The organism is Pseudomonas sp. GW822-FHT06D10, from assembly GCF_058799535.1.
This window is the reverse complement of sequence record NZ_JBXALN010000002.1, coordinates 61471-84437: the sequence shown is the minus strand read 5'-3', so window position 1 is coordinate 84437 and position 22967 is coordinate 61471. Positions and strand designations below refer to the sequence as shown.

General features: G+C 60.2%; 20 protein-coding genes. 11 read left to right on the top strand and 9 right to left on the bottom strand.

Annotated features, from left to right (window positions below):
• Positions 1-50: 50 nt before the first annotated feature.
• The 6 genes from AC1RL5_RS05965 to AC1RL5_RS05940 all read right to left on the bottom strand — a co-directional run bounded on the left by AC1RL5_RS05965 (position 51) and on the right by AC1RL5_RS05940 (position 9356).
• The gene (locus AC1RL5_RS05965) at positions 51-1985 is read right to left on the bottom strand and encodes a restriction endonuclease subunit S (protein ID WP_492589148.1); all 1935 of its coding nucleotides are present in this window, start codon (positions 1983-1985) and stop codon (positions 51-53) included.
• Positions 1982-4435: a type I restriction-modification system subunit M gene (locus tag AC1RL5_RS05960; RefSeq protein ID WP_492589147.1), complete on the bottom strand. Its 2454-nt coding sequence runs from the start codon at positions 4433-4435 to the stop codon at positions 1982-1984. The genes AC1RL5_RS05965 and AC1RL5_RS05960 overlap by 4 nt, the downstream gene beginning before the upstream one ends.
• A gap of 20 nt (positions 4436-4455) precedes the next feature.
• Positions 4456-7188, bottom strand: coding sequence for a type I restriction endonuclease subunit R (locus tag AC1RL5_RS05955; RefSeq protein WP_492589146.1), 2733 nt, complete (start codon positions 7186-7188; stop codon positions 4456-4458).
• A complete protein-coding gene (locus AC1RL5_RS05950) occupies positions 7185-7388 on the bottom strand; it encodes a helix-turn-helix domain-containing protein (RefSeq protein WP_177066210.1) in 204 nt (67 codons plus the stop codon). The genes AC1RL5_RS05955 and AC1RL5_RS05950 overlap by 4 nt, the downstream gene beginning before the upstream one ends.
• 466 nt (positions 7389-7854) lie before the next feature.
• Positions 7855-8169 carry a hypothetical protein gene (locus AC1RL5_RS05945; protein ID WP_492589145.1) on the bottom strand — a complete coding sequence of 105 codons (315 nt, stop codon included), beginning with the start codon at positions 8167-8169 and terminating at the stop codon, positions 7855-7857.
• Positions 8170-8501: 332 nt separating this feature from the next.
• Positions 8502-9356 (bottom strand): helix-turn-helix domain-containing protein, encoded by an 855-nt coding sequence (locus AC1RL5_RS05940; protein ID WP_492589143.1) that lies wholly within the window; start codon positions 9354-9356, stop codon positions 8502-8504.
• Positions 9357-9512: 156 nt separating this feature from the next.
• On the opposite strand from AC1RL5_RS05940, the gene AC1RL5_RS05935 reads away from it, so the two are divergent.
• Together AC1RL5_RS05935 and AC1RL5_RS05930 are read left to right on the top strand one after the other, a co-directional pair.
• Positions 9513-10061 (top strand): GNAT family N-acetyltransferase, encoded by a 549-nt coding sequence (locus AC1RL5_RS05935; RefSeq protein ID WP_248765181.1) that lies wholly within the window; start codon positions 9513-9515, stop codon positions 10059-10061.
• Positions 10062-10354: 293 nt separating this feature from the next.
• The gene (locus AC1RL5_RS05930; protein ID WP_065364642.1) at positions 10355-10792 is read left to right on the top strand and encodes a GNAT family N-acetyltransferase; all 438 of its coding nucleotides are present in this window, start codon (positions 10355-10357) and stop codon (positions 10790-10792) included.
• A gap of 169 nt (positions 10793-10961) precedes the next feature.
• Here AC1RL5_RS05930 and AC1RL5_RS05925 read toward each other — a convergent pair whose 3' ends face one another.
• Positions 10962-11591 (bottom strand): helix-turn-helix domain-containing protein, encoded by a 630-nt coding sequence (locus AC1RL5_RS05925; protein WP_011059170.1) that lies wholly within the window; start codon positions 11589-11591, stop codon positions 10962-10964.
• A 165-nt stretch (positions 11592-11756) separates the two neighbouring features.
• Here AC1RL5_RS05925 and AC1RL5_RS05920 point away from each other — a divergent pair, with 165 nt between their 5' ends.
• The 3 genes from AC1RL5_RS05920 (at position 11757) to AC1RL5_RS05910 (ending at position 14452) form a co-directional block, all read left to right on the top strand.
• Positions 11757-12893: an NAD(P)/FAD-dependent oxidoreductase gene (locus AC1RL5_RS05920; protein ID WP_492589142.1), complete on the top strand. Its 1137-nt coding sequence runs from the start codon at positions 11757-11759 to the stop codon at positions 12891-12893.
• 26 nt (positions 12894-12919) lie between these two features.
• A complete protein-coding gene (locus AC1RL5_RS05915) occupies positions 12920-13297 on the top strand; it encodes a RidA family protein (protein WP_015634090.1) in 378 nt (125 codons plus the stop codon).
• Between the two features lie 99 nt (positions 13298-13396).
• Complete coding sequence (locus AC1RL5_RS05910) at positions 13397-14452, top strand: YkvI family membrane protein (RefSeq protein ID WP_019092824.1); 1056 nt, start codon at positions 13397-13399, stop codon at positions 14450-14452.
• Positions 14453-14530: 78 nt separating this feature from the next.
• Here the strand turns inward: AC1RL5_RS05910 and AC1RL5_RS05905 are convergent, their stop codons facing one another.
• Positions 14531-15406, bottom strand: coding sequence for a LysR family transcriptional regulator (locus AC1RL5_RS05905; RefSeq protein ID WP_077933323.1), 876 nt, complete (start codon positions 15404-15406; stop codon positions 14531-14533).
• A gap of 151 nt (positions 15407-15557) precedes the next feature.
• On the opposite strand from AC1RL5_RS05905, the gene AC1RL5_RS05900 reads away from it, so the two are divergent.
• The 6 genes from AC1RL5_RS05900 (at position 15558) to AC1RL5_RS05875 (ending at position 22469) form a co-directional block, all read left to right on the top strand.
• The gene (locus AC1RL5_RS05900) at positions 15558-17009 is read left to right on the top strand and encodes an aldehyde dehydrogenase family protein (RefSeq protein WP_072451324.1); all 1452 of its coding nucleotides are present in this window, start codon (positions 15558-15560) and stop codon (positions 17007-17009) included.
• Entirely contained in the window at positions 17006-18055 is a 1050-nt protein-coding gene (locus tag AC1RL5_RS05895) for a membrane dipeptidase (protein WP_019092821.1), read from the top strand. The genes AC1RL5_RS05900 and AC1RL5_RS05895 overlap by 4 nt, the downstream gene beginning before the upstream one ends.
• Positions 18056-18177: 122 nt before the next feature.
• Complete coding sequence (locus AC1RL5_RS05890) at positions 18178-19737, top strand: BCCT family transporter (protein ID WP_019092820.1); 1560 nt, start codon at positions 18178-18180, stop codon at positions 19735-19737.
• Positions 19738-21432, top strand: a complete 1695-nt coding sequence (locus AC1RL5_RS05885; protein ID WP_103289856.1) for a hypothetical protein — start codon at positions 19738-19740, stop codon at positions 21430-21432.
• The gene (locus AC1RL5_RS05880; RefSeq protein WP_072451326.1) at positions 21413-22066 is read left to right on the top strand and encodes a DUF3726 domain-containing protein; all 654 of its coding nucleotides are present in this window, start codon (positions 21413-21415) and stop codon (positions 22064-22066) included. Before AC1RL5_RS05885 ends, AC1RL5_RS05880 begins: the two co-directional genes overlap by 20 nt.
• Before the next feature lie 43 nt (positions 22067-22109).
• Positions 22110-22469, top strand: a complete 360-nt coding sequence (locus AC1RL5_RS05875) for a RidA family protein (protein ID WP_186452717.1) — start codon at positions 22110-22112, stop codon at positions 22467-22469.
• A 1-nt stretch (position 22470) separates the two neighbouring features.
• On the opposite strand, the gene AC1RL5_RS05870 is transcribed toward AC1RL5_RS05875, so the two are convergent.
• The gene (locus tag AC1RL5_RS05870) at positions 22471-22950 is read right to left on the bottom strand and encodes a GNAT family N-acetyltransferase (protein WP_041115866.1); all 480 of its coding nucleotides are present in this window, start codon (positions 22948-22950) and stop codon (positions 22471-22473) included.
• Between the last annotated feature and the right edge of the window lie 17 nt (positions 22951-22967).

The window sequence follows — 22967 nt, the reverse complement described above, 5'->3', positions numbered from 1 at the left end:
GAGCTCAGATATCGGCGGATAGTTTCGCAAGTGCAAGTATCGAAGTCGCACTATGCAATCTCCTCCACGGTCACCAAACTCGGCGCGACACCCAATCGCTTCGCGAGATCATCGCGTAGCGCATTAAGGTCAGCATAATGACGGCCCTGATCGATCCAATCAGTTCGCGAGTGACCATAGTCGTCTTCGAGCAGTGTGACCTGAAACATTTCGTCAGCGCCCGCCCGCGCGGACGTTTCACGGTCAAGGGACGCTCGAAAATGGTAGGACACGTCGGCCTCATCACCAAAGCGCGACATGTGCTTCAATGCAGAGATGTCGTCCAAACGCGTGCGCTCGTCTTCCCGCAGCGGACGAAACGCCTTATGAAACGTGTCGCTGTTGGTTGCGACGTCGCGGCGAAGAATGCTGACCTGAGCAATCAACCCCAAATCAGCCAGTACACCGAGAGCGCGGCCGACTTGGTTCGGTGACCACTCCAACCCGCCAAGTGCATCGCGAACTGCATCGCTATCGCAGAACGCCGCGAAGTCAGAAGTATCCTCGGTGAACACAGGATGAAACTCATACCTGCTAAACCCCTTCAGGACGCGGCGCTGGAATTCGCTGAGCTCGGCGAGTAGCCAATGGCGCGTGGGGCGCACTGTGATATCGGCTTGTGCAAGGAAGCTGGTTTTGGCGGCACCAGTCAGAGAGACCTTTGCTCCGTGTTTTCGTAGTAGCTCATCACGAACCTTGCCAGCCTCGACGATTTCGTCCGTATGAAGTGCTCGCCATTGGGCAGTCAACTCTCCAATCAAGGCTCTCTGAGTAATGATCTCCTGCAATTCAGAATACAACTCCACCTTGCTAAGCATCTGTGCTCGCAGCAGCTCAATTTTACGCACAAACTTAGCGAACGCCTCTTGAAGAAGCAGTGGTGGAAGCGGCACTATTATTCGCCCCAAGCCTGTCGGGCTTACGTTCGCCATGCTGACAGCCTGTTTGGCCGAATTCAAAAGACGATATTTCCCGTAGGCACTGTTTAAAGTCGCCCAGAGGTATTCCGGCAGCATTTCTGGCTTTAAGCGAAAGCGTACGAGGTAAGAAGCAAAGCTGTATGTGCCGGCAACAGGGCGCCAAACAGCACATTTACCGACCAGCTCCTTGGAGTTCGTCCGGTTGAACAGAAGGTCTCCATCTCGCAACTCGGTAGAACTGATGTCTTTTTTCGACAGACTGGCGTACTTGAGGTTTGACAGGTCTATCCAGCCACTGGTGGTGATGCTATTCATACGCAACACCGCGTGCGTTCCAGTCTCACCCATGGCTTCGGATACTCCGTACTGGGAGTCCGCCACGTAGTCGCTAATTCGAACGGGATCAATCAAACCATCAGCAGTGAACCATTTACCAAAGTACTCCCAGTAAGCCGTCCGAACTAGGTGGTCAAATTGATCGCTGATGGATTTCTTGGCCTTAGCCACTACCTCCGTCTGCCGCAGCACGTCGACGATTCGCTTCTGCTCGGGGAGTGTAGGAAGCGGGATCTTCACTCGAGAGAGGAAGTCAGGCGGTACCCGCTGCAAGCCTCCTGTTCCCACAAACGCAGCTGCGGCCCGATCACGAAAGGCTTTCTGCCGAATAAAACTGAAAACATATTCAGGAAGTACGACACTGGTCGGGCGTAGTACATGAAACTCTGTGGACCCAAAGCCCAATCCATTTTCAAGATCGCGTGCGACTGCGGCTTTCCCGTTTTCCATACAGGGCGTAACTTTCGCAAATAGCACGTCGCGCTCACGAAAACTCGTATAACCCTTGGCAACCTCTGTAAACGAACGGGTTTCTGGCTTGCTGATAACACCGCTATCTTCATCGACAGCGGACATAGGCACGAAAGTGACGGTAGTACCGTCATTGGGTCGATCTTCGGCAAGTAGCCGAGGGTTGAGCTCGCAAACATCTGTTAGTCGAGCTTGCTCCCACGTTTCAGGCAAACTCATTCCCGCCCCTCCACCATCGCTAGCAACTTGTCCAAGCCATTGATGATGTCTTGCTCGGTGGTTTTGAGTGTGCCGATTAACTCAGCTACACTTTTGTCGCTCTTAAGTTGGGTGAAATCAAAAGGCTTGTACTGCCCAGCGGACAGATTCCACTCACGCGCCTCAATACAGTCAGGGTCGAGCAAGCCATCCTTGAGTGCGCCCTTGTCGTCGTAAAGCCCATCGGCCAAAATTGCTTGCACATAGCTTGGGCGCACCCAGCCATCGGCATCGTGTGAGCCTATGAGCTGACCATCCTCGCTCTGCCATTCGTCGTTGCGCGCCCAGTCACGCACAGGCACCACCCAATGCTTGGCCGCGCTAAGCTCAGTGGCCTGATCAATAGCCAAGCTGCGCAGGGTGACGTCAAAGCCGTCGAGTTTGGCGACTTCGCGGGCCGCTTCAGTCAGCTTTTCTCTGATGTCATGTACCGCCATGGCCTTGGGCGGCTGATTGCCTCGCAATAGGCCCAGCACATAGACGTCGAGTTGAACCTCAGCGAGTGCTGCCTTAACTAAGTCTTTCCAGATCGAGAGCGCTGGAGAGTCTTCTTTTTCGAAAAAGGCCTCCATCTCACGGGCCAATCTCTTGAATTCCGCCTCAAAGGGCTTAGACGCTTTTTTCCACGCATCTATGAGTTCGGAATCGCTGGTTTCTTCGGCAAGGCGTGCACTAATCGTGGCATTCCAGGCCTTTTGTGCAGCTGGGGTAAATGCCTGAATTGCCAATTCAATCAACACACTCCCAGAGGCTGACCGCACCTTCTCTTCAGCCTCTTTGGGATCGGCAGGAAGCTCGGGAAACAGCTCGCGAATACTCCACACCTGACCGTCCCACATACTGGTGTCGGCTAAAGCTGAAAATGCCTCACCAGCAGGCGTAAGCTTGTCGGCGGTATCGCGCAGCAGGGCCTGACGCCACCGCTCAGTGTAGAAGCGGGGTTGCAACAGCGTTTTCTCATTGAGCTGCGCGCCTGAACGTCCTTGAGAAATCCAGGCTTTGAACTTTTCAAGCGCATCCCACAGGTCGTTCTGTTGGCCAGGACGGGCACTGCGCTTGGCATCTTTGGAGTAGCCGTCTTCCTCCACTTCATAAAACCAGACGTGTTCACTGAGTGGTGTGGCGTTGCTGGGCAAGATTTGTTTGTTGTCACGGCGTGTGACTTTTCTGAAAATCAAGACGGAGGTCTTAACGCCGGTGTAGGGCTGAAAGACCCCGCCTGGAAGAGAGATGATTCCCTCCACCACGTGCTCGGCAAGGAGCTCGCGGCGCAGGCGCACGTGAGCATCGGTATTACCGAACAGGACGCCCTCGGGAATGATCACTGCGCAGCGGCCACCAATATCCAGCAAGTCGAGCATCAACCATAAAAATAGAAGTTCGCTCTTATTGGTGATCGTGTCCCCTTTTTTCTTGCCGCCACCGCCGACACGCGGAAAAAGTAAGGTGTCGGGCTCAAGATCGCCGCTGTCGACCGTACCAGTAAAGGGTGGGTTGGCCAACACGAACTGGTAGCTGCCTGGCTCCAACAGCTCCTTGAGCTTGGCCTTTCCTTCGCGCTTACTGAGTGAGTCGCCCTGCAGCAAATGCGGGTCGGTGACGTCGTGCAGCACCAGGTTCATCCAGCCGATGCGGGCCATGGTTCGGTCGTTATCCAAGCCGACGAAATTGGCTCCGTTATGGATAGCGGCGTATTGCTCAGATGTTGCCGCAGCGCCATCGGTACGATGTGGAGTGCCATCCCATTCGAGCACAAGGTTTTCTTGCGCTGAGTATTTGCGCATCAGATGCTGCTGGGTACTAAACAGGAAGCCACCTGTTCCGGCGGCAGGGTCGATTACACGTTGACCAGGCTCGGGGTCGAGCAACTCCACCATAAACCGGATCAGATGACGTGGGGTGCGGAACTGGCCATTCTTACCCGCCGTAGCGACTTCGCTGAGTAGGTACTCAAAGGTGTCGCCCATGATGTCTTGGGCAGCAGAACCCTCACCAGCACGGGCGAAGAGTTGGTCGATAGCGTCAATAGCATCCGACAACACCTTGCCTTTGTTAGGATCGAGCTGAAAGTAAGCATCGGCCATGCGGTTATTCAAGCTGGCCAGCTCAGTACCGTCAGCGCTAGTGTTGCTGAAATGTTTTTCGAGCTCGCGGAGCCAAGGAAACACCATGTCGATTAGGTGACTCGGATTGGTTTTTTCATGGCGGATGTAGCTCCACCTACAACCTTCAAAACCAGTATAAATTGACTGAAAACCACGCTCTAGCCGCTTGAAATCTATGTCTTCCAGTCGCTTAAGAAAGAGTAGATAGGTGATCTGCTCGACTGCCACCAAGGGGTTGGTGAGGCCGGCAGCCCAGAAACGATTCCAGAGTTCGTCGACTTTTTTCTTGATATGAGGGGCAAGCATTCAGCAGTGTCCTTGATGGATCAGGCAGTCTCATCCAACAAGTTGTTGGTGAGATTGATGAGTTCGTCGATGTCTCGCGACGGAAATAGCGTTTCCACGCGCCCTACACGCGACAGCGGAGGTTCGTTGAGTGCAGCGCGGGTAATGCGCCCATGGCGCAGCACAGCAGCCTTTACGGCCCGCAGGAAGTTGAGTTGGTTGGCACGCAAATAACCGTGTGCCGCAATGAACGCATCGAACGCGGTACTGATGCGCTGCTCTCGGTTAGGAAGGTGCGCACCTTCGCAAAGTATGTGGCGCAAGAAGTCGGCCAACGATGCGGTGGGAGCCTCAAAGGCCTTGCGCAAGGTGTCTTCGGTGACGAACAGATCAGCCTGGTTCAGCGTATCGCTGATTCGCTCCAATTCGTCATCGCCCAAATGCTCACCTTGCTTAAGCTTGGCCAACTCAGGAAGCTGGTCAGCCAATTGGCGCACCAGCGCCTCTACCTGCTCGCGATAGCTTTCGGCAAAAGCACCTTCGCCTGTGGGGCCGTAGATGATCCAACTGCGCTGGGTGATGCTGTCTGGCAGGTTGATTTCAACCGTGCGGCTGGGTGTGGTGGTGCGGTAGCGCATCAGCGGGGCGAATACATTTTGTAGTGTGACCAAACGCGCCATATCCAAGTGCTGCCAGAAGCCGGCCGACTGAACCCAGGCACGTTGTTCAGCTACACGTTGCACCTGAGGAATGTTTACGGCCAAACTATTAATAGCCTCGTGAATGCGCTCACGCACTTTGGCCTGTTCGCTTGCATCACCTTTAAGCCAAGCCACTGAGAGACGCTCGCACCAAATGCGAAATTGAAGTTCATCCAGGCCAGCCAGTGGGGCTAGTCGCATCAGGGGGGCGATGGCTTGCGACAGGTGTTCAATTGCGCTTTGACTGGGCTTTGGCCATTGCGCTGCCAGCGCGTCGAGCTCGTCCCAGTGCGGACGTACATTGATGCTGTGACGGGGCAACGCCTGCAGCATCGCCTGCAGATCGGCAATGGTGGCTTGTGTGTCTTGCAGCTGTGCTTCCAGGAGTTGCCACTTCTCAAGCTGCAGTCGGAACAGGCGAACCGGTAGCGGTTCGCTGGGATGGTCGACCTCGCCGTCGGGTTTGAGCTTGAAATACGCGAAGTTTTTCCAGTGATCGATGATCAAGAAATCTTTCTTGATCTCACCGGTGGCCTTGTCGGTATGCAGCCGCGTACCGCGCCCGATCATCTGCCAGAACTTAACCTTGCTAAAAACGGGCTTCGCGAAGACCAAGTTTTGGATGGCGGGGACGTCTACGCCGGTGTCGAGCATGTCCACCGAAATAGCCACACGCGGCATCGTGCGGTACTTGAAATCATCCAGGGTCGCGTCAGCGCGCTCCATATGGCTATCGATAATTTCAGCCATGCCTTGGCGCTGCAGCTCAGGATACAGACGGTTAAATCCCTCGTAGAGCCGCTTTGCATGGGCGTGGCTGACGGCGAAGATGATGGACTTGTGTGGTAGACCGCGCACATCTTTGCGGCTCTTATCCATAAACTCTCGCACCATGGCGTCATTGGTGCCTTGGTTGATGATTCCCTTTTCGATGTCACTGCCATCGAAGTTGAGCTCATCAAGCTCAACGCCTTGATCGCGAGCCATCTGTTTCAAGGGCTCGGGTAGTGCGTCACCTTGGATGCCCTGAAGTTGAAAATTGGTTTGTGCATCCAGCACGCGGTAGTTGACCAGGTTCTGGTCGGCAATCGCTTGCTCGTAGCTGTAGTAGTAGCTGGGCGCGCCGTCACCACAATCAAACAGTTCGAAAGTGTTGTGATCGATGTAGTCAGTGGGGGTCGCGGTCAGCCCGAGCTGGATGGCGTCGAAGTGATCGAAGACGGCCTTATATCGTTGGTAGATAGAGCGGTGGCTTTCATCGGCCACGATCAGATCGTAATAACCCACCGACAGGCGCGAATAAACCTGCATCATGCTGGGGTAAGTCGAGAACTGAATGCGTGCACCGGAGGTTTCGCCGGACTCGATGCGAGCCAAACTCTCGTTGGGTAAGTGGGACTTGAACTCCGACATAGCTTGGCGCACTAATTCCCGGCGGTCGGCCAGGAATAGGACTCGCTGTATGCGCTTTGATCGCAGCAAAGTATCAACAAGGGCGATGGTCGTCCGGGTCTTACCTGTGCCTGTAGCCATCACCAGCAAGAATTTGCGCTTGGCCGCATCTACCCCTTCAGTGACACGCCGAATAGCTTCGTTCTGATAATCGCGGCCTGCGATCGCAGCGCTGATGGTGACACCGCCCAGCGGCTGAGCAAACCGCCGCTGATGGCGCAGTCGCTCCAAGTCGTCTCGGGTGTAGAATCCCGAGATTTTTCGGGGCGCATGGCGCTCACGATCCCAGAATTGAATCTCTTTGCCGTTGGTGAGAAAAATGAAGGGATCGTTACCGAATTTGGCCTTGATTGCGTCTGCGTAATCAGCGGCCTGACGCTTTCCAGCAAGCTCATCACGCGATGACCGCTTGGCCTCGATTACAGCAATCGGATTGCCATCTGAACCGAGAAGAACGTAGTCAGCAAATTGCTCGTTGCCATAGTTGCCGGCGGGCTCGGCTGTTTTGAGCAAAAATTCTTCGACAAGAGTCCGCCGACTTTGAGACCAGCCAGCATGAGCAAGCTGAGAGTCGATGACCTGAGCTCTTGTTTGCGCTTCATTGTGGCTCGGAGTAGTCATTGCTCATTCCCTGAGTTTTGGTGCTCGTCTGCGCCACCCGCACGCACCCACTCATCGACCTCAGATAGCTGAAACTTCCACAGACGACCAACTTTGTGCGCCGGCAAAGCCTTACGCTCGCGCCAGCGATACACCGTGTCTTTGGCCACCCCCAAGTGAAGGGAAACCTGTTCGGCAGTGACCCAAGGTTCAGTGTTCATTATGGTTACGCTCAAGCTTAAGCAGCCATAGTCGTTTAAAGTCGGCTGAAGTCTATCAGCATGACGGACACTGCTGTAGTGATTCGCCGGTAAAAAATGCTGAAAAGCGCTGCACCTGGGAGCAGGATTCAGAAGAACCGGCTATCGGCCCTCTAAGACATCCCCATCAGGAACCAGCTGATGCTCGTCGACCAAGCCGAGATAGGTCGCAATGAACTGAAGGCGCAATCACGGAATCAAGAGGCGCTGGAACCGTGAGCAATTCGCCGAGCGCTCCGCTTGCAAGAAGCAGTTCAACGTCCTGCTATCCATAATTTTGATCGCCCGACTCGACTCGCTAGCCAAGCAGCACGGCGTGAAACGCGCCCAAATCATTGAGACCCTGGTGAGCAGTAATTCTGACGCTCGCGTGCCCCTTCATGTCGATTAAAAGAGGTTGCGCCGGCAGGGATGATCGGAAGAACCTCTAGATCCATATCAGCATGCCGAGCTCGTTTTCAACCAGCCAGGTATTCCAAAAGGTATTCCACCGAGCTTTACACCAAAGATCTTCTTTCCATATTTCAAACATATAACCGATCGTTTCAAATCCCCCCGGCTCCACCAACTCAACAAGAAAAGACGTCCATGGACGTCTTTTTTTGTGCCTGGAATTCAGAAAATGCAGGGCCTTGGCCTCTATTAGTGCCCGCAGACGTCCGACAAAATCCACACGTGCTTGTTTTCGACAGGGTGTTCCAAGCCCTTCAGGGGTAATTTTTGGAATACCGAATGATGTCATGGAATACTAAACCGCCCTGGTTTAGTAGACGCATTCGAGTGACTGCATTTGGCTGACTCCGTTGAAAAAGTCGCCCATGGTTTCTGCAGAAGAAAGTAATGCGCCCGAAGTTGAATTCTTTACGTCGGCAAAGGCTTCCGAACTCAGATTTCAGTTAGTCGTTTGCAAAAAAGGCGTTTTAACCAACCATTATTTAATCCGTTTAGGCAGCCCGACTCTCAACTGAATCTGCCGAATGCTGCTTGCTGTGAAATGCGGCAGCCGACCTAAAGTTAACGCTATATATGTAATCAAAATGTAGTGCGCCTTCCCTCCTCCATTTCGACCGCAGGTCAGCCCTGCTCCCCCTCCTCTCTCTTGTGCTTACGATAACGGGAGAGCGAAATTCCCGTTTGGCGCTTGAAGTAGCGACACAAGTAAGACGCGTCGACGAAGTTCAATTCGTCGGCCACACGGCCAATAGCCAAGTCACTGTATGAAAGAAGAGCCTTGATCTCCAAGGTTACCTGCCGATCGATCAAGCCCTTGGGTGTGTCATTGAAAAACGCTTTGGTCAACTGCGACAGGTAGAACGGCGTGATATTCAGTGCGTCGGCGTAGAACTTCACATCTCTGTGGCGCACGCAATGTTTGCCTATCAATTCCCAGAAGCGCCAACTGAGCATTTCCTTCCGGCTGAATCCCCTGTTTTCTATCTGGTTGGCTGGAAGTTGCTCGGCTATTTTCAAAAAGAGGTTCTGCAGCTGATTGCGCAACATGATGCGTTGGTAGGTGGGACAGGTCTGCGCAATGTTCCGCATCTGCGTCACCCAGCTCTCTATCAGCGGCATGTCGTCCTTGGATGGAACGCAATGAGGATGGTCATGCAGAAATACGAACAAGGTATTGGGTAGTGGGTAGGCAACCTCTGCGGCAAAACTTTTCGGCATAAGGCAGAAAAACACCTTGAAGCGGCGCGAGCGACGTTTGAGCAAGGCAATAGTGTCCTCAGCCAGCAGCATCACAGCACCGCGCCTAACCGCATGCTCTTTGAAGTTAAGTGTGAAGTGGGCACTACCGCAGAGGCATACCAGCAGCGTCAAGTAAGCGTGACCGAAGGAGAGCGGTAAACCTTGCCCTTCCGCTAGCGTGGTTTCTCCGATCCGCATCGAGTCGTCAGGAGCGGAAAGTTTCGGAATGTGATGCATAGTGCCCCAGCGCTACAACAAACAAGAGCCAAAATCCTATCACCGCTTGGCGCAGCTGTTTCGAAAAGTACCGAAAAAGCCGAGGTACTGGAGTGTACCGGTGATCTGTCTCTCAATACTCTGTCCCGAACGAACCAATCCATTCGGGTACAGGACATGACACTTGAAACAGAACGACTCTTGCTTCGCCCCTGGCAGGCCACAGACGCCCCCGACCTATACGAATATGCCAAAGACGCCCGAGTCGGTCCCATCGCTGGCTGGCCCCCCCATACCAGTGTGGAGAACAGTGCCGACATCATCCGTACGGTCTTCAATCACCCCGAGGTGTACGCGATCGAACTGAAGGAAAATCGCCGCGCTGTTGGTTGTGTGGGCATTCTCATAGGCAGCAACAGCAATTTTGAAATCAGTGAGCAGGAAGGAGAAATAGCCTACTGGATCGGCGTGCCGTACTGGGGCAAAGGCCTGACTCCGGAAGCAGTACGTGAAGTGATGCGACACGCCTTTGAAAACCTGAATCTCAAAGCACTTTGGTGTGGTTACTTCGCCAACAACATCCAGTCCTATGCTGCTCAATCCAAGTGTGGCTTTCGCTTTCATCACACGGAAGAAAACAAATACAACCAGTTCCTCCAAGACTATCGGACAGAACACATTAGCCGTATCACCTACCAAGAATGGCTGGACCATACGAAAGAGTAAGGGCACAAACCGAAGATCCCGGTGTACGGCGGCAACGACCGACGGACGCAGTCTGGTGACGACGTATACCGCACGAACGCCGCAGAGGAGTTCAAACCTTACTTGGAACTGCACGGAGAGCTAACCGGAATCCCCCGCCGCCCCAGCACTGCCGCGAACTGCAACAGCTAGAGTGCGAAGCCTGCCGCAGGACAGCGCCGAACTGTTCGTCGCGCTGCTGGCGAAGGCGCAGGAGGAACTGAATGCCCGTGAAAGTTAATTGAGCCTTATCCACACCCCAGTTCAGGAGACTTATGAAAATCTCGCTTACCCAAGTAACGCAAAAAAACTATGAAGCGATTTGTGAACTGGAGGTTACTGAAGAGCAGGAAGACTACGTGGCAAGTAATACCTGGTCGCTCGTTGAGGCTGCGTATAACCCAGGTTACTTCACACGCGCCATCATCGCGGATGGAGAGCCCGTAGGCTTCTTTATGTGGGTGCAAGAGTCAAAAGGCAAAGTTTCTATCTGGCGCTTTATGGTGGACAAAGAACATCAGCAGAAATCCATCGGTAGAGTAGCGCTGGGCCTCGCCCTACATGAAATAAAACAGATCGCGGATTTGGAAGAAATTGAAATTTGCTACAACCCCAACAACATCGTAGCCAAAGGGTTTTACTCCAGTTTCGGGTTTGTCGAGGTTGGTATGGATGCAGACGGCGAAGATATGCTGGCGAGGATCAGGATTTGAACTGCGCCAAATACAATTCGAGCGTTGCACAACAGTTCTAATTACCTTCAACTCCAACCGTTTATGGCTCAGGAGGGCGCAGAGTCTGTTTCTATTGTGCGAAACGTCCTGGTTGAACCTAACCACTTGTATCGGGAGTTGTGGATGACTTGCTCGATGGTGAGGGGCCTCAACGCTCCGACATCACCACCATCACTTCCGCATCCTCATCCCCTTCCGCCAGGTAGATATGGCCAATGCTGCTGTTGAAGTAGGCAGTCTCCTGCGGGCCGATGCTCACGGCCTCCCCGGTCTCGAACTGAATTCGCACACGCCCCGACAGCACCAGGGCAAATTCCTGCCCGGGGTGGCGGATGTAATCCTCGAACTGCTGCAGCTCGCGGGCAAAGATCCGCGCGTACATGGGGGTCATGCTGCGCCCGGGAAAGTCCCCGGCCATGGGGTGGTAGTCGTAGTTGCCGGTGCTGTAGCCGGGGGCGTCGGCGATGGTGGTGCTGACCACGGTCGGTTGCACCTGGGCGCCGCCGGTCTGGATCAGGTTCGGCGCGGGGGTGAACAGCCGGGCGATGTCGACGCCCAGGGCGCGGGCTGCTGCGGCGAGTTTTTCGTAGCTGACCGAGACCTGGGCCAGCTCCATTTTCGACAGGGTCGACAGCGCCACGCCGGAGCGCTCCGAGAGCTGTTTGAGGGTCAGCTTCTGGTTTTTACGAATGGTCCGCAGGCGTGCGCCGACCTGGGTCCGGTCGATCAGTGGATGGGCGTGGGAGCTCGAGGCGGGCTGGGCTCGGTCGGAACTCATTGAGGCTCTCTGTCTGGCAAATAAGGGCAACCGCGACGCTAGCCGGGGCACGTGGCGAAATATTAACCCATGACCCCGGGTTGACTGGAAAATTCTCATATCTTACATTTCTCGTATGTGAGAATTTTGACCCCTGTCATTTCCCAGCGATTCAGGAACCCCGGCATGCACGCGAACCAATGCTTCGACTTCGTCATCATCGGCGCCGGTATTGCCGGTGCTTCCCTGGCCTATCGCCTGGCCGGGCAGGCCAGCGTGCTGGTGCTGGAACGTGAATCGCAGCCGGGCTACCACTCCACCGGGCGCTCGGCGGCGATGTTCATGGAGGCCTACGGCACCCCGCAGATCCAGGCCCTGACCCGCGCCAGCCGGTCTTTCTACCAGCGGCCGCCGCAGGGTTTCTGCGATCACCCGTTGATGGAACCCCGTGGCTGCCTGTACGTGGCCAGCGAGGAACAGCTGGACCAATTGCAGCAGACCTACGATGAAACCCGCGCCCGTTCCGCCAATGTGCGCCTGATCACGGCGGAGCAGGCCCGGGCCCTGGTGCCCTGCCTGCGCCCCGAGGCCGTCGCCGGGGCGATGCTGGAAACCGCCGCCCAGGACCTGGACGTGCACGCGCTGCACCAGGGCTTCCTGCGGGCCATGCGCCGCGCCGGTGGGCTGCTGGAGTGCGACATACAGATCGTCGAGGCCAGCCGCGAAGACCGCCACTGGAACCTCACACTCAACGATGGCCGCGCACTGCAGGCGCGCAATCTGGTGAACGCTGCCGGCGCCTGGGTCGATGACGTGGCCCAGCTGTGCGGCGTGGCCCCCATCGGCCTGCAACCCTGCCGGCGCAGCGCCTTCACCTTCGATGGCCCGTCGGATGAAGACTTCAGCCGCTGGCCGGCGGTGATCGGCATCGACGAAAGCTTCTACTTCAAGCCCGACGCCGGCCAGTTGCTCGGCTCCCCGGCCAATGCCGACCCGGTGCCGCCCCAGGACGTGATGCCCGAAGAGCTGGACATCGCCACCGGCATCTACCACATCGAGAACGTCACCTCCCTGAGCATCCGCCGCCCGCGCCACAGCTGGGCCGGCCTGCGCTCCTTCGTCGCCGACGGCGATCTGGTGGTGGGCTGGGACGACAGCTGCGAAGGCTTTTTCTGGCTCGCCGCCCAGGGCGGCTACGGCATCCAGTCGGCGGCCGGCGTCTCGCAACTGGCCTGCGCCCTGCTGCTGGGGCAACCGGTCCCCGAAGAACTGCTGAGCCAGGGCGTCGATGCCCAGGCCCTGGCCCCCGCTCGCTTGCGTTAACCCACCCAACCCACGAGGCCCTTGCCATGTCCAATGACATCCAGCGTTACCCCAGCCACCTGCCCTACCCCTTCTCCCGGGCGATCCGGGTCGGCGGCTTCCTGTTCCTCTCCGGCCAGGTGCCCATGAGCGCCGAAGGCGAAGTGGTGCACGGCGACATCCGCGTGCAGACCGAAGCCGCCCTGGCGCGCATCGGCGAGACCCTGGCCGAATGCGGTGCCAGCTTCGACCAGGTGGTGAAGAGCACTGTCTGGCTCACCGACATGCAGCACTTCGCCGGCTTCAACGAGGTCTACCAGCGCCACTTCAAGAACGGTTTCCCGGTGCGTTCCACCGTCAGCGCCCAACTGGCGCTGGGGGTCGATGTCGAGATCGAAGTCCAGGCCTGGGTCGGCGAAAACTGAGTCACCCGCCCCAGCCCTCAAGTGCGATGCCCAGGGCCGCCACAGCCATGAATGTGGTGGTCCACCCCACATAACAACAAAAAATCGAGGCTAATCGTCATGAAAGAAAGTCTGAAGATCGCCGGCGCCTTCGTCGGTGTGATTGTCGGCGCGGGGTTCGCCTCCGGTCGTGAACTGCTGTTGATGTTCGTCGACTTCGGCGCCTGGGGCCTGGCGGGTGCAGTGGTCAGCGCGGCGCTGTTCACCTTCCTCGGCATGGCCCTGGCCAGCATGGGCAGCCGCCTGCGAGCGGCGTCGCACAAGGACGTGGTGCAGGCCCTGTGCGGCAAGCACCTGGGGGCCCTGGTGGACCTGATGATCACCTTCTTCATGTTCGCCGTGACCGTGGTGATGCTGGCCGGCGGCGGTGCCCTGCTGGAACAGCAATTCGGCATTCCCGCCATTGCCGGCAGCGTGCTGGTGACCCTGATCGTGGTCGCCATCGTGTGCCTGGACGTGCACAAGGTCATCGGCATGATCGGCGCGGTGACGCCCTTCCTGATCATCACCGCGGTGGGCGTGGCCCTGTATGGCGCCGCGACCCGCGACCTGAGCTTCGGCGAACTCAATCAACTGGCGGCCAAACAAGAAGCCGGCGCCAGCCACTGGCTGCTGGGCGCCTTGCTCTACGTGTCCTACAACATCGTGGCCGGGGTGCCGATCCTGGCGATCATGGGCGGCGCGGCCAAGGGCGAAAAACAGGCGATGTGGGGCGGCATTTTCGGTGGTGCGCTGCTGGGCCTGCTGATGCTGGTGATGAGCCTGGGCCTGCTGTCACGCCTGGACAGCGTAGCGGACCTGCCGATGCCCATGCTGTCGATCGCCAGCGAAGTCTCCCCGGCCCTGGGGCTGCTGATGGCGCTGATCATCTTCTGCATGATCCTCAACACCGCCGTGGGCACCCTGTACTCCTTTTCTGCGCGGCTGTTTCCGGCGGGCACCCGACAGTTCCGCCTCGGCTCCATCGCCGCCGGCGCCCTGGCGTTTGTCGGCAGCCTGGTGGGTTTTATCAGTTTGGTGGGGCAGGTCTATCCGTTCTTCGGCTACCTGGGGTTCCTGCTGATTGCCGCGGTGGTGATCGGCTGGCTGCGACCACGGCGGGTGGTGGTGGCGTAGGCGTCGCTCGATGGGGCAGGCACCCGGGAGTCATCCCAGGTGCCTTGAGTCAAGCCCGGTGCCGTAGGAGCGGCCCGCTCAAGCAAACCGGCTCCCTTTGAGCGCCTTCAAAAAGGTATAGGACGCATGGTTCAACGTCTCTCGCGGGGCTGTGATCACGCTCACCGAGCGCACGATGCGCTGGTCTTCCAGGCGCAGGAATTTCAACTGGTCACCCGCTGCCGAACGGCTGAGCAGTTCCGGTAGCAGGGTCACGCCCATGCCCTGGGCCACCAGTGCCAGCAAGGAGGTGGTGTTTCTGACGCTGAGGGTCGAGTGGTCGCGGATGTGCCGGAACTCGGCGGCGTTGATCTCGGCGCCCAGGCCGCTGTTGATGAAGTTCTGCCCGTCCAGGTCGCTCCAGCGCAGCGGGCGCGCCAGGCGGTTGAGGGGGTTGTCGCTGGCGCAGACCACGCAGAAGGCGTCGGAGAACAGGAAGTCCTGGTCGATGTTGGGGATGCTCGCCGGTACGGTGCCGATGCCGATGTCCACGTCGCCGCTGAGCACCGCTTGCACCACTCGCTCGGAATCCATGTCGCGGATATCCAGGTGGAACTGCGGGTGCTGTTCATGGAATTGCTTGAGCAGCGGCGGCAGCAGGGTGATGGCGAAGGACGGCACCGCCGCCACCCGCACCAGGCCGGTCTCGGCCTTGGCGTAGGTCTTGATGGTGCTGATGGTGCGGTCGAAATGCGCCAGTTCGCGCTGGGCTTCCAGCAGCACGAAACGCCCCAGGGGGCTGAGCTGGTTCTTGCGCTCGCCTTCGAACAAGGCGCCGCCCAGTTCCTCTTCCAGTTGCTTGAGCGAGAGCGACACCGCTGCCGGTGTGCGGTGCAGGCGCTGGGCAGCCTGGGTCAGGCTCTGGCTGGTGGCCACCGCGACGAAAAACTGCAAATTGGAGATCTTGATGCTCATGGCGGCGCGTCCTGCTGGCGAAGGCATAGCTTAAATTTTACTTAAACAACCTTAAAATTTATTAGATTTACTTAATACAAGGCCGACTCATAATCCTCCCAGAACCGCACAAAGGCAACGCCCCGCCTGGCGTGCCGCCCTGGAGGATTTCATGAGCGACAACCATCACAACTACATCGCCGGCCAATGGCTCAAGGGCGCCAGCGAGATCGAGAACCGCAACCCGTCCGACACCCGCGACCTGATCGGCCTCTACGCCCAGGCCTCCCGGGCGCAGTTGGACAGTGCCATTGCCGCCGCCAGCGAGGCCCAGCGAATCTGGGCCCGCAGCGGCCTCGAGCAACGCTACAAGGTGCTGATGGCCATCGGTCAGGAGCTGATGCAGCGTTCTGCGGAAATCGGCAGGACCCTGTCCCGGGAAGAAGGCAAGCCCATGGCCGAAGGTGCTGGCGAGGTGTACCGCGCCGGGCAGTTCTTCACCTACTACGCTGCGGAAACCCTGCGCCAGTTGGGGCAGACCGCCGACTCGGTGCGCGACGGCATCGAGATCGATATCCGCCGTGAACCCATCGGCGTGGTGGCGATCATTTCGCCATGGAATTTCCCCATGGCCACCGCCTGCTGGAAGATCGCCCCGGCCCTGGCCTTCGGCAACGCCGTGGTGTGGAAGCCGGCCAACCTGACCCCGGCCAGCGCAGTGATTCTCAGCGAGATCATCGCCCGCCAGGACTTGCCCGCGGGCCTGTTCAACCTGGTGATGGGCGCCGGTTCCGAGATCGGCCAGGCGCTGATCGAGCACCCGGGCATCAGCGCCATTTCCTTCACCGGCTCGGTGGACGTGGGCAAGGGCATCGCCGCCTCGGCCGCCGCCAACCTGACCAAGGTGCAACTGGAAATGGGCTCGAAAAATGCCCTGGCAGTGATGGATGACGCCGACCTCGACCTGGCGGTGAGCTGCGCGGTGAATGGCGCCTTTGGCGGTACCGGGCAGAAGTGCACCGCCTCCTCGCGGTTGATCGTGCATGAAGGCATCCACGATGCCTTCGTGGAAAAACTGCTGGCGGCAACCCAGGCGCTCAAGGTCGGCCACGCCCTGGAAGCCGGCACCCAGATCGGCCCGGTGGCCAGCGCCGCACAGCTGGAGGCCAACCTGGCGAACCTGCAACTGGGCCAGCAGGAAGGCGCCGAACTGCTCACCGGCGGCCAGCGCCTGGAGCTGGAAAGCCCCGGTTACTACCAGGCACCGGCGCTGTTCATTGGCGGCAGCAATGCCATGCGCATCAACCGCGAAGAGCTGTTCGCGCCCATCGCCTGCGTGATCAAGGCCGGCAGCTACGAAGAGGCCCTGAGCCTGGTCAACGACACCCGCTTCGGCCTCACCGCCGGCATCATGACCCGCTCCCTGGCCCGCGCCAGCCACTTTCGCCGCAATGCCCGGGTCGGCTGCGTGATGGTCAACCTGCCCACCGCCGGCACCGACTACCACGTGCCTTTCGGCGGCCGTGGCGAGTCCAGCTACGGCCCGCGCGAGCAGGGGCGCTCGGCGGTGGAGTTCTACACCCACGTGAAGACCGGCTACATCGCCGCGGGGGCGCCACTATGAGCCTGCCCCAGACCTTCGCCAGCCGCGGCCCGCGCATCGATGCCATGCAGTACGACAACTGGTCGGAAAAGATCTTCCAGCAGATGCGCGAAGGTGGCGTCGATGCGGTCCACGTGACCATCGCCTACCACGAGACCTTCCGCGAAATGGTGGCCAATATCGAAGCCTGGAACCGCAGGTTCCAGCGCTACTCGCACCTGATCCTGCACGGCAAGTGGGCCAGCGACATCGCCCTGGCACGGCAGACCGGGCGCACGGCGATCTTCTTCGGTTTCCAGAACCCCTCGCCCATCGAGGACGACATCGGCCTGGTGGAAGTGGTGCACAGCCTCGGCGCACGCTTCATGCAGCTGACCTACAACAACCAGTCGCTGCTGGCCACCGGTTGCTATGAGCAGGAAGACCCGGGCCTGACCCGCATGGGCAAGCAGGTGGTACGGGAGATGAACCGGGTCGGCCTGGTGGTGGACATGTCCCACTCCGCCGAACGCTCGACCCTGCAAGCCATCGAGCACTCCGAGCGCCCGATCGCCATCACCCACGCCAACCCGGCGTTCTGGCACGCGGCGCTGCGCAACAAGTCCGACACCGTGCTCAAGGCCCTGGGCCAGAGCGGTGGCATGTTCGGTTTCTCGCTGTACCCGCACCACCTCAAGGACAAGAGCGCCTGCAGCGTGCAGAGCTTCTGCGAAATGATCGCGCGCACCGCCGAGCTGATGGGCGTCGAGCACCTGGGCCTGGGTTCCGACCTGTGCCAGGACCAGCCCAACAGCGTGGTGGACTGGATGCGCGTCGGCCGCTGGACCCTGGATGTCGACTACGGCGAAGGCTCCAAGGCGCAACCGGGCTTCCCCGACCAGCCGGCCTGGTTCCGCGACAACCGCGACTTCCCCAACATCGAGGCGGGCCTGCACGGCGTGGGTTTCAGCGCCCAGGAGGTCGCCGCGATCATGGGCGGCAACTGGCTGCGCTTCTTCGAGAACAATTTTGTTCCGGCCAAGGCCCAGGCAGGTGCCGCCGCCCACCCTCACGAGATCGCGGTCTGAGGCCCCCGACTGTTTCCCGATTGTCCTGACGTCCGGCCTGAACAGGGTCATCGCCAAGCACTAACAACAACAAATGCGCCCATAACAATTATTAGCGATCGACAACGCAACACGGAGGCACCATGGAAATTCCAGGCGAAATCAAAGCGGGGATCGACACCCGCTCGCTGCACAGCCGCGCCGCTGGAACCCTCGACTGGTCGATTTTCTGGATCAGCGGAGGTTTCTTCCTGCTGTTCCTGGTCATTGCCCTGATAGACCTGAACACCCTTTCCAGCCTGATCGGCCACGCCTTCACCTGGAGCACCCACTACTTCGGCCTGTACTGGCAGGTGCTGATGCTGGCGACCTTCGGCGCCAGCCTGTACATCGGCTTCACCCGCCTGGGCCGGGTGCGCCTGGGCGGCGTCGGGCACAAGCCCAGCATCAGCACCTTCAACTGGGTATCGATGATCATGTGCGCCCTGCTGGCCGGGGGCGGCGCCTTCTGGGCCGCTGCCGAACCCATGATGCATTTCATCGCCCCACCGCCGTACTTCGGCGCCGTGGCCAAGAGCGACGCCGCCGGCGTGGCCGCACTGTCCCAGTCGTTCCTGCACTGGGGCTTCATGGCCTGGGCGGTGCTCGGCAGCCTGCTGACCGTGGTCTACATGTACCTGCACCACGAAAAGAACCTGCCGCTGATGCCGCGCACCCTGCTCTATCCGCTGCTGGGCGAGCGTGCCCTGAAGGGCCCGATCGCCGTGTTCGCCGATGCCTCGGCGATCATCGCGGTGGTGGCCGGCACCATCGGCCCGGTGGGTTTTCTCGGCCTGCAGATCGCCTTCGTCCTGCACTCGGTGTGGGGCGTGCCGAACACCATCATGGTCCAGGCCATGGTGATTCTCTCGGTGACGGTGATCTACACCCTGTCCTGTGTGGTGGGCCTGGGCGGCCTACGGCTGGTGAGCAAGGTCCACGTGTGGCTGATGCTGGGCCTGGCGGCGTTCCTGTTCATCTTCGGCCCCACCCTGTTCCTCAGCGAAACCCTGGCCCAGAGCCTGGCGGTGCACGTCACCAGCTTCTTCCAGACCGCCCTGTACCGCGATGACAACGCCTGGCTCAACAGCTGGACCCTGTTCTACTGGGGCTGGTTCATCGGTTACGCGCCGATGATGGGCATCTATGTGGCCAAGGTCTCCCGCGGGCGCAGCATCCGTGAGGTGATCACCCTGATGTCGGTGGCCGCCCCGCTGATCACCATGCTCTGGTTCACCCTGGTGGGCGGCACCGGGATCGGTATCGAACTGCAGTCGCCGGGCCGCGTGATCAGCCACGGCGTGCAACCTGAGGCGCTGCTGCTCGGGGTGGCCCAGTCGATGCCGCTGCCCAACCTGATTTCGGCGCTGTTCCTGTTCCTCAGTTTCTTCTCGGTGGTCACCAGCGCCGGCTCCATGTCCTATACCGTGGCCATGGCCATCAGCAGCAACCACGCCGAATCCCCGGCCTGGCTGCGGGTGTTCTGGGGCGCCGGCATGGGCCTGGTGGGGGCGACCCTGATCACCCTCGGTGAGGGCGGCATCAGTGCCTTGCAGTCGTTCATCGTGATCACTGCGGTGCCGGTGTCGCTGCTGATCCTCCCGGCGGTCTGGGACGCGATCCGCATTGCCCGGCAAATGGCCCGTGAACAGGGGGTGCTCTGAATGAACCTGCGACCACCCGCCAGCGTCATGAAGGCGGCGCGCCTGGGGGCCTTCCACCAGTCCCGGCTGTCGTTCATGCGCCAGTTACTGCGCCGCCTCAAGGCTGAAAACTGGCAGTTCCAGCGCCCGCTGTGGACCCTCGACAGCCAGGGCGTGGGCCGTGCGGTGTACACCGCCACCGGCCCGCAGCGCAGCTACAGCCTGGTGGCCTTCGCCCATGACCTGGACCCGGCACTGCGCTCGGACCGGGTCATCGCCACCGCCTGGGATGCCACCTTCGCCCTGTTCGACGGCATCCCCGATGCCGCCGACCTGGACCGCCTGGAGGCCAATGTGCCGAAGCAGGAAGCCGGGCGCATTTCCTCCCGCGAGCTGTGCATGGCCCGGGCCAACCGATCGGTGCGGCTGTTCGACCATGTGATCGAGGCCCTGGCTGCCGGCCGCCAGCCGCAGCGCGAGTTCATCGATGAAGTCGGCTACCTGATGCGCACCACCGCGGTCTACGGCAGCGGCAAGTTCGGCGCGGCCGACCGTGAAAGCATCGCCCAGCGGCCAGAGCTGGCGGCACCCTTCCAGGCGGAAATGCTCACCGTGTTCCTGATCCGCGCCTTCACCCTGGACCTGGTGGAGCATCTGGCCCAGGCCCGGGCGCCCCGGCAGGCGGTGCCCCTGGAGCCGCAACTGCGCCGGCGCCTGGGCATCGGCAACTCCACGGGGCTGGGCATGGCGCCGTTCCTGCTGAACCATCCGGTGCTCTTGAACAACTGGGTACAGGCCCGTGAAACCGCCCTGCAACGGGTGCGCGCCGTGCGCCAGCCATCGGCTGCGGAGCGCCAGCGGTTCGTCGAGTTTCTCACCCGGGCCCAGGCCGGCATCGGCCACTGGCACTCCGAGCACGAACTGCAACACGGCCGCATCCTGCAACTGCAAGGTGACCTGCAGCGCCTGGAGCACCATCTCGCCAGCGGCATCCTGGAGCAGGATTCCCCCTGGGACGAACTCTATCGCTGGGCCGAAGGCGCGCTGTCGCTGGAGGCGCAGGAATGCCTGGTGTCGCTGCTGCTGGAGCCCTACGGCCACCTGGTGGATGAGCTGGGCGCCGGTATGCAGGCCGATGAGCAGGCCAGCTTCAGCGTCGACGGCAGCATGAGCATCGGCCGCCTGCGGCAGATACTCGACGAGCATTATTCCTGGGTCGCGGCCATCGACTTTTCCAGCCAAGCCAGCCGCGCGCTGTTCTGGTACGTCTCCGAGGAAAAACTCGAACCGCGGATCGGCCAGCGCTTTGCCGAGCCCGGGCAAGACCTGGAGCAGCCCCTGGCAGTGGCCCGGGACATCGCCCAGTTGCAAGCCGCCCTGCCCGGCTGGAGCGACGCGCAAAGCGTCGCCAGCTTCCTGCTGCGGCACCCGGAACATCGCCACAGCCTGCGCCGGGTGCAACTGGCGCCAGCGTTCCCCTACGCCGACATCCAGGACAACCTGATCGACCAGGCGCTGCTGCCCATCGACCTGCTGCGCTGCAAGCTGTCGTTCTTCGGCGCCACCCACTTCGACCCGCGCTCGGATCGTTGGGTACGCATCACCCTCTACCAGAACGCGCCCTTCCCCCATGAGCTGGGGCAGATGGCCGCGGACGACTGGTCCTACCCCAACCTCGACAGCCAGGAGCAGCGCCGTGCATGCCTCGTTGAATGAAATCGAAAGCCTGTGCAAGAAAGCCGCCCGCGGTGCCGGGCTGTCCTGGGGCCTGGCGGAGGAAGCCGGCAAGGCCGCGCGCTGGCTCTCGGCCCACGGCCTCGACGGGCCCGGCGTGCTGGCCACGCAGCTGCGACAGAATGACGGCTGTGCCTACCAGCAACTGGCCCCGGATGTCAGCGCCGAGCCCTGGCAGGTGCCCGGGCATGCCCTGTGCCCGCTGATTGCCGGGGCGACCCTGAGCGACCACGCCTACCTGCTGCGCAGCAACGGCCGCATCGAGCTCCGGCAGGTGGCGCACCCGCAACTGCTGCTGCCCTTTGCCAGCGCCACCGCGCGCCAGCTCGGCCTGTGGCTGGAGCTGTCCTGGAACGGCTGCTGCCTGAAGTTTTCCCCCTCGGGCGAAGCCTGGCTGGTACGTGCGCAGAACCTGGGCGCCGCCACAGCCGCCCAGGTGCGCTGCACTTGCACCGATCCTGCCGGCACCCTCGGCAAGCCTCTGGCGGGCAGCATTCCGGACCTGGGCGACAGCCCCCAGCACGAGCTCGATCACCTGGCCGCCCGCACCTACGTGCCGGCCTCCGAAGCCTCGCGCCTGCTGGGCGCCGGGGCCGGCCTGAGCGACAACAACTGACCTTTCCACCCTTGAACCAGTGGACGAACCAATGGACCTCGACATGACCTCATCCATCCAGCGAATCGGCACCACCGCGCGCTTCAGCCAGGCCGTGATCCACAACCGGACCGTGTACCTGGCAGGCCAGGTTTCGCAATTGACCGAAGGGGACATCCGCGCCCAGACGCAGGATGTGCTGCAACAGATCGACGCCCTGCTGGCCAGGGCCGGCACCGACAAGGGCCACCTGCTCAGCGCGCAGATCTGGCTCAAGGACATGGCCGACTACCCGGCCATGAACCTGCTCTGGGATGCCTGGCTCGAAGGTGTCCAGGCACCGGTGCGGGTTTGCGTGCAGGCGCCCATGGCCAAGCCGCACTACCGCATCGAAGTGTTGGTGATTGCTGCGCAACCGGCCTGAATCAGCCCAGCCCTGGCCCGGTCTCAGCGGCCACCAGGGCCCGCTCCATGATCAGCGTCAGCTCCTCGCCCTCGTAATGCTCGCGTACCCGGACAAAGCCCAGGCGGGCATAAAAGCCTTCAGCGGTGACCGACGAGGGCACCACCAGCGAGGTCTGGCCCGAATCCAGCGCCGCCTGCTCGACCGCGGCCATCAGTTGCCGCCCCAGGCCCTGGCCGTGGTAGGCCGGGTCGACAAACACCGAACGCACCGCACGCCCGTCGAGGCTGGCGGTGCCCCGCAATTCCCCGTGCACCAGGGCGACAAACATCTGCCGGCGCTGCATCAGTTGGCGCACTGCATCGGGGGTGAAGCTGGCCTGGACCCGCTCGATCACACTGGCGGGGTAGTCCTGGGCATTGCTGGCGAGCAAGGCCGCCAGGATCACCTGGCTGACCTGTGGAGCATCGGCCGGTACGGCCGGACGAACCTGATATTGCATGACCACTCCCTGGTTAT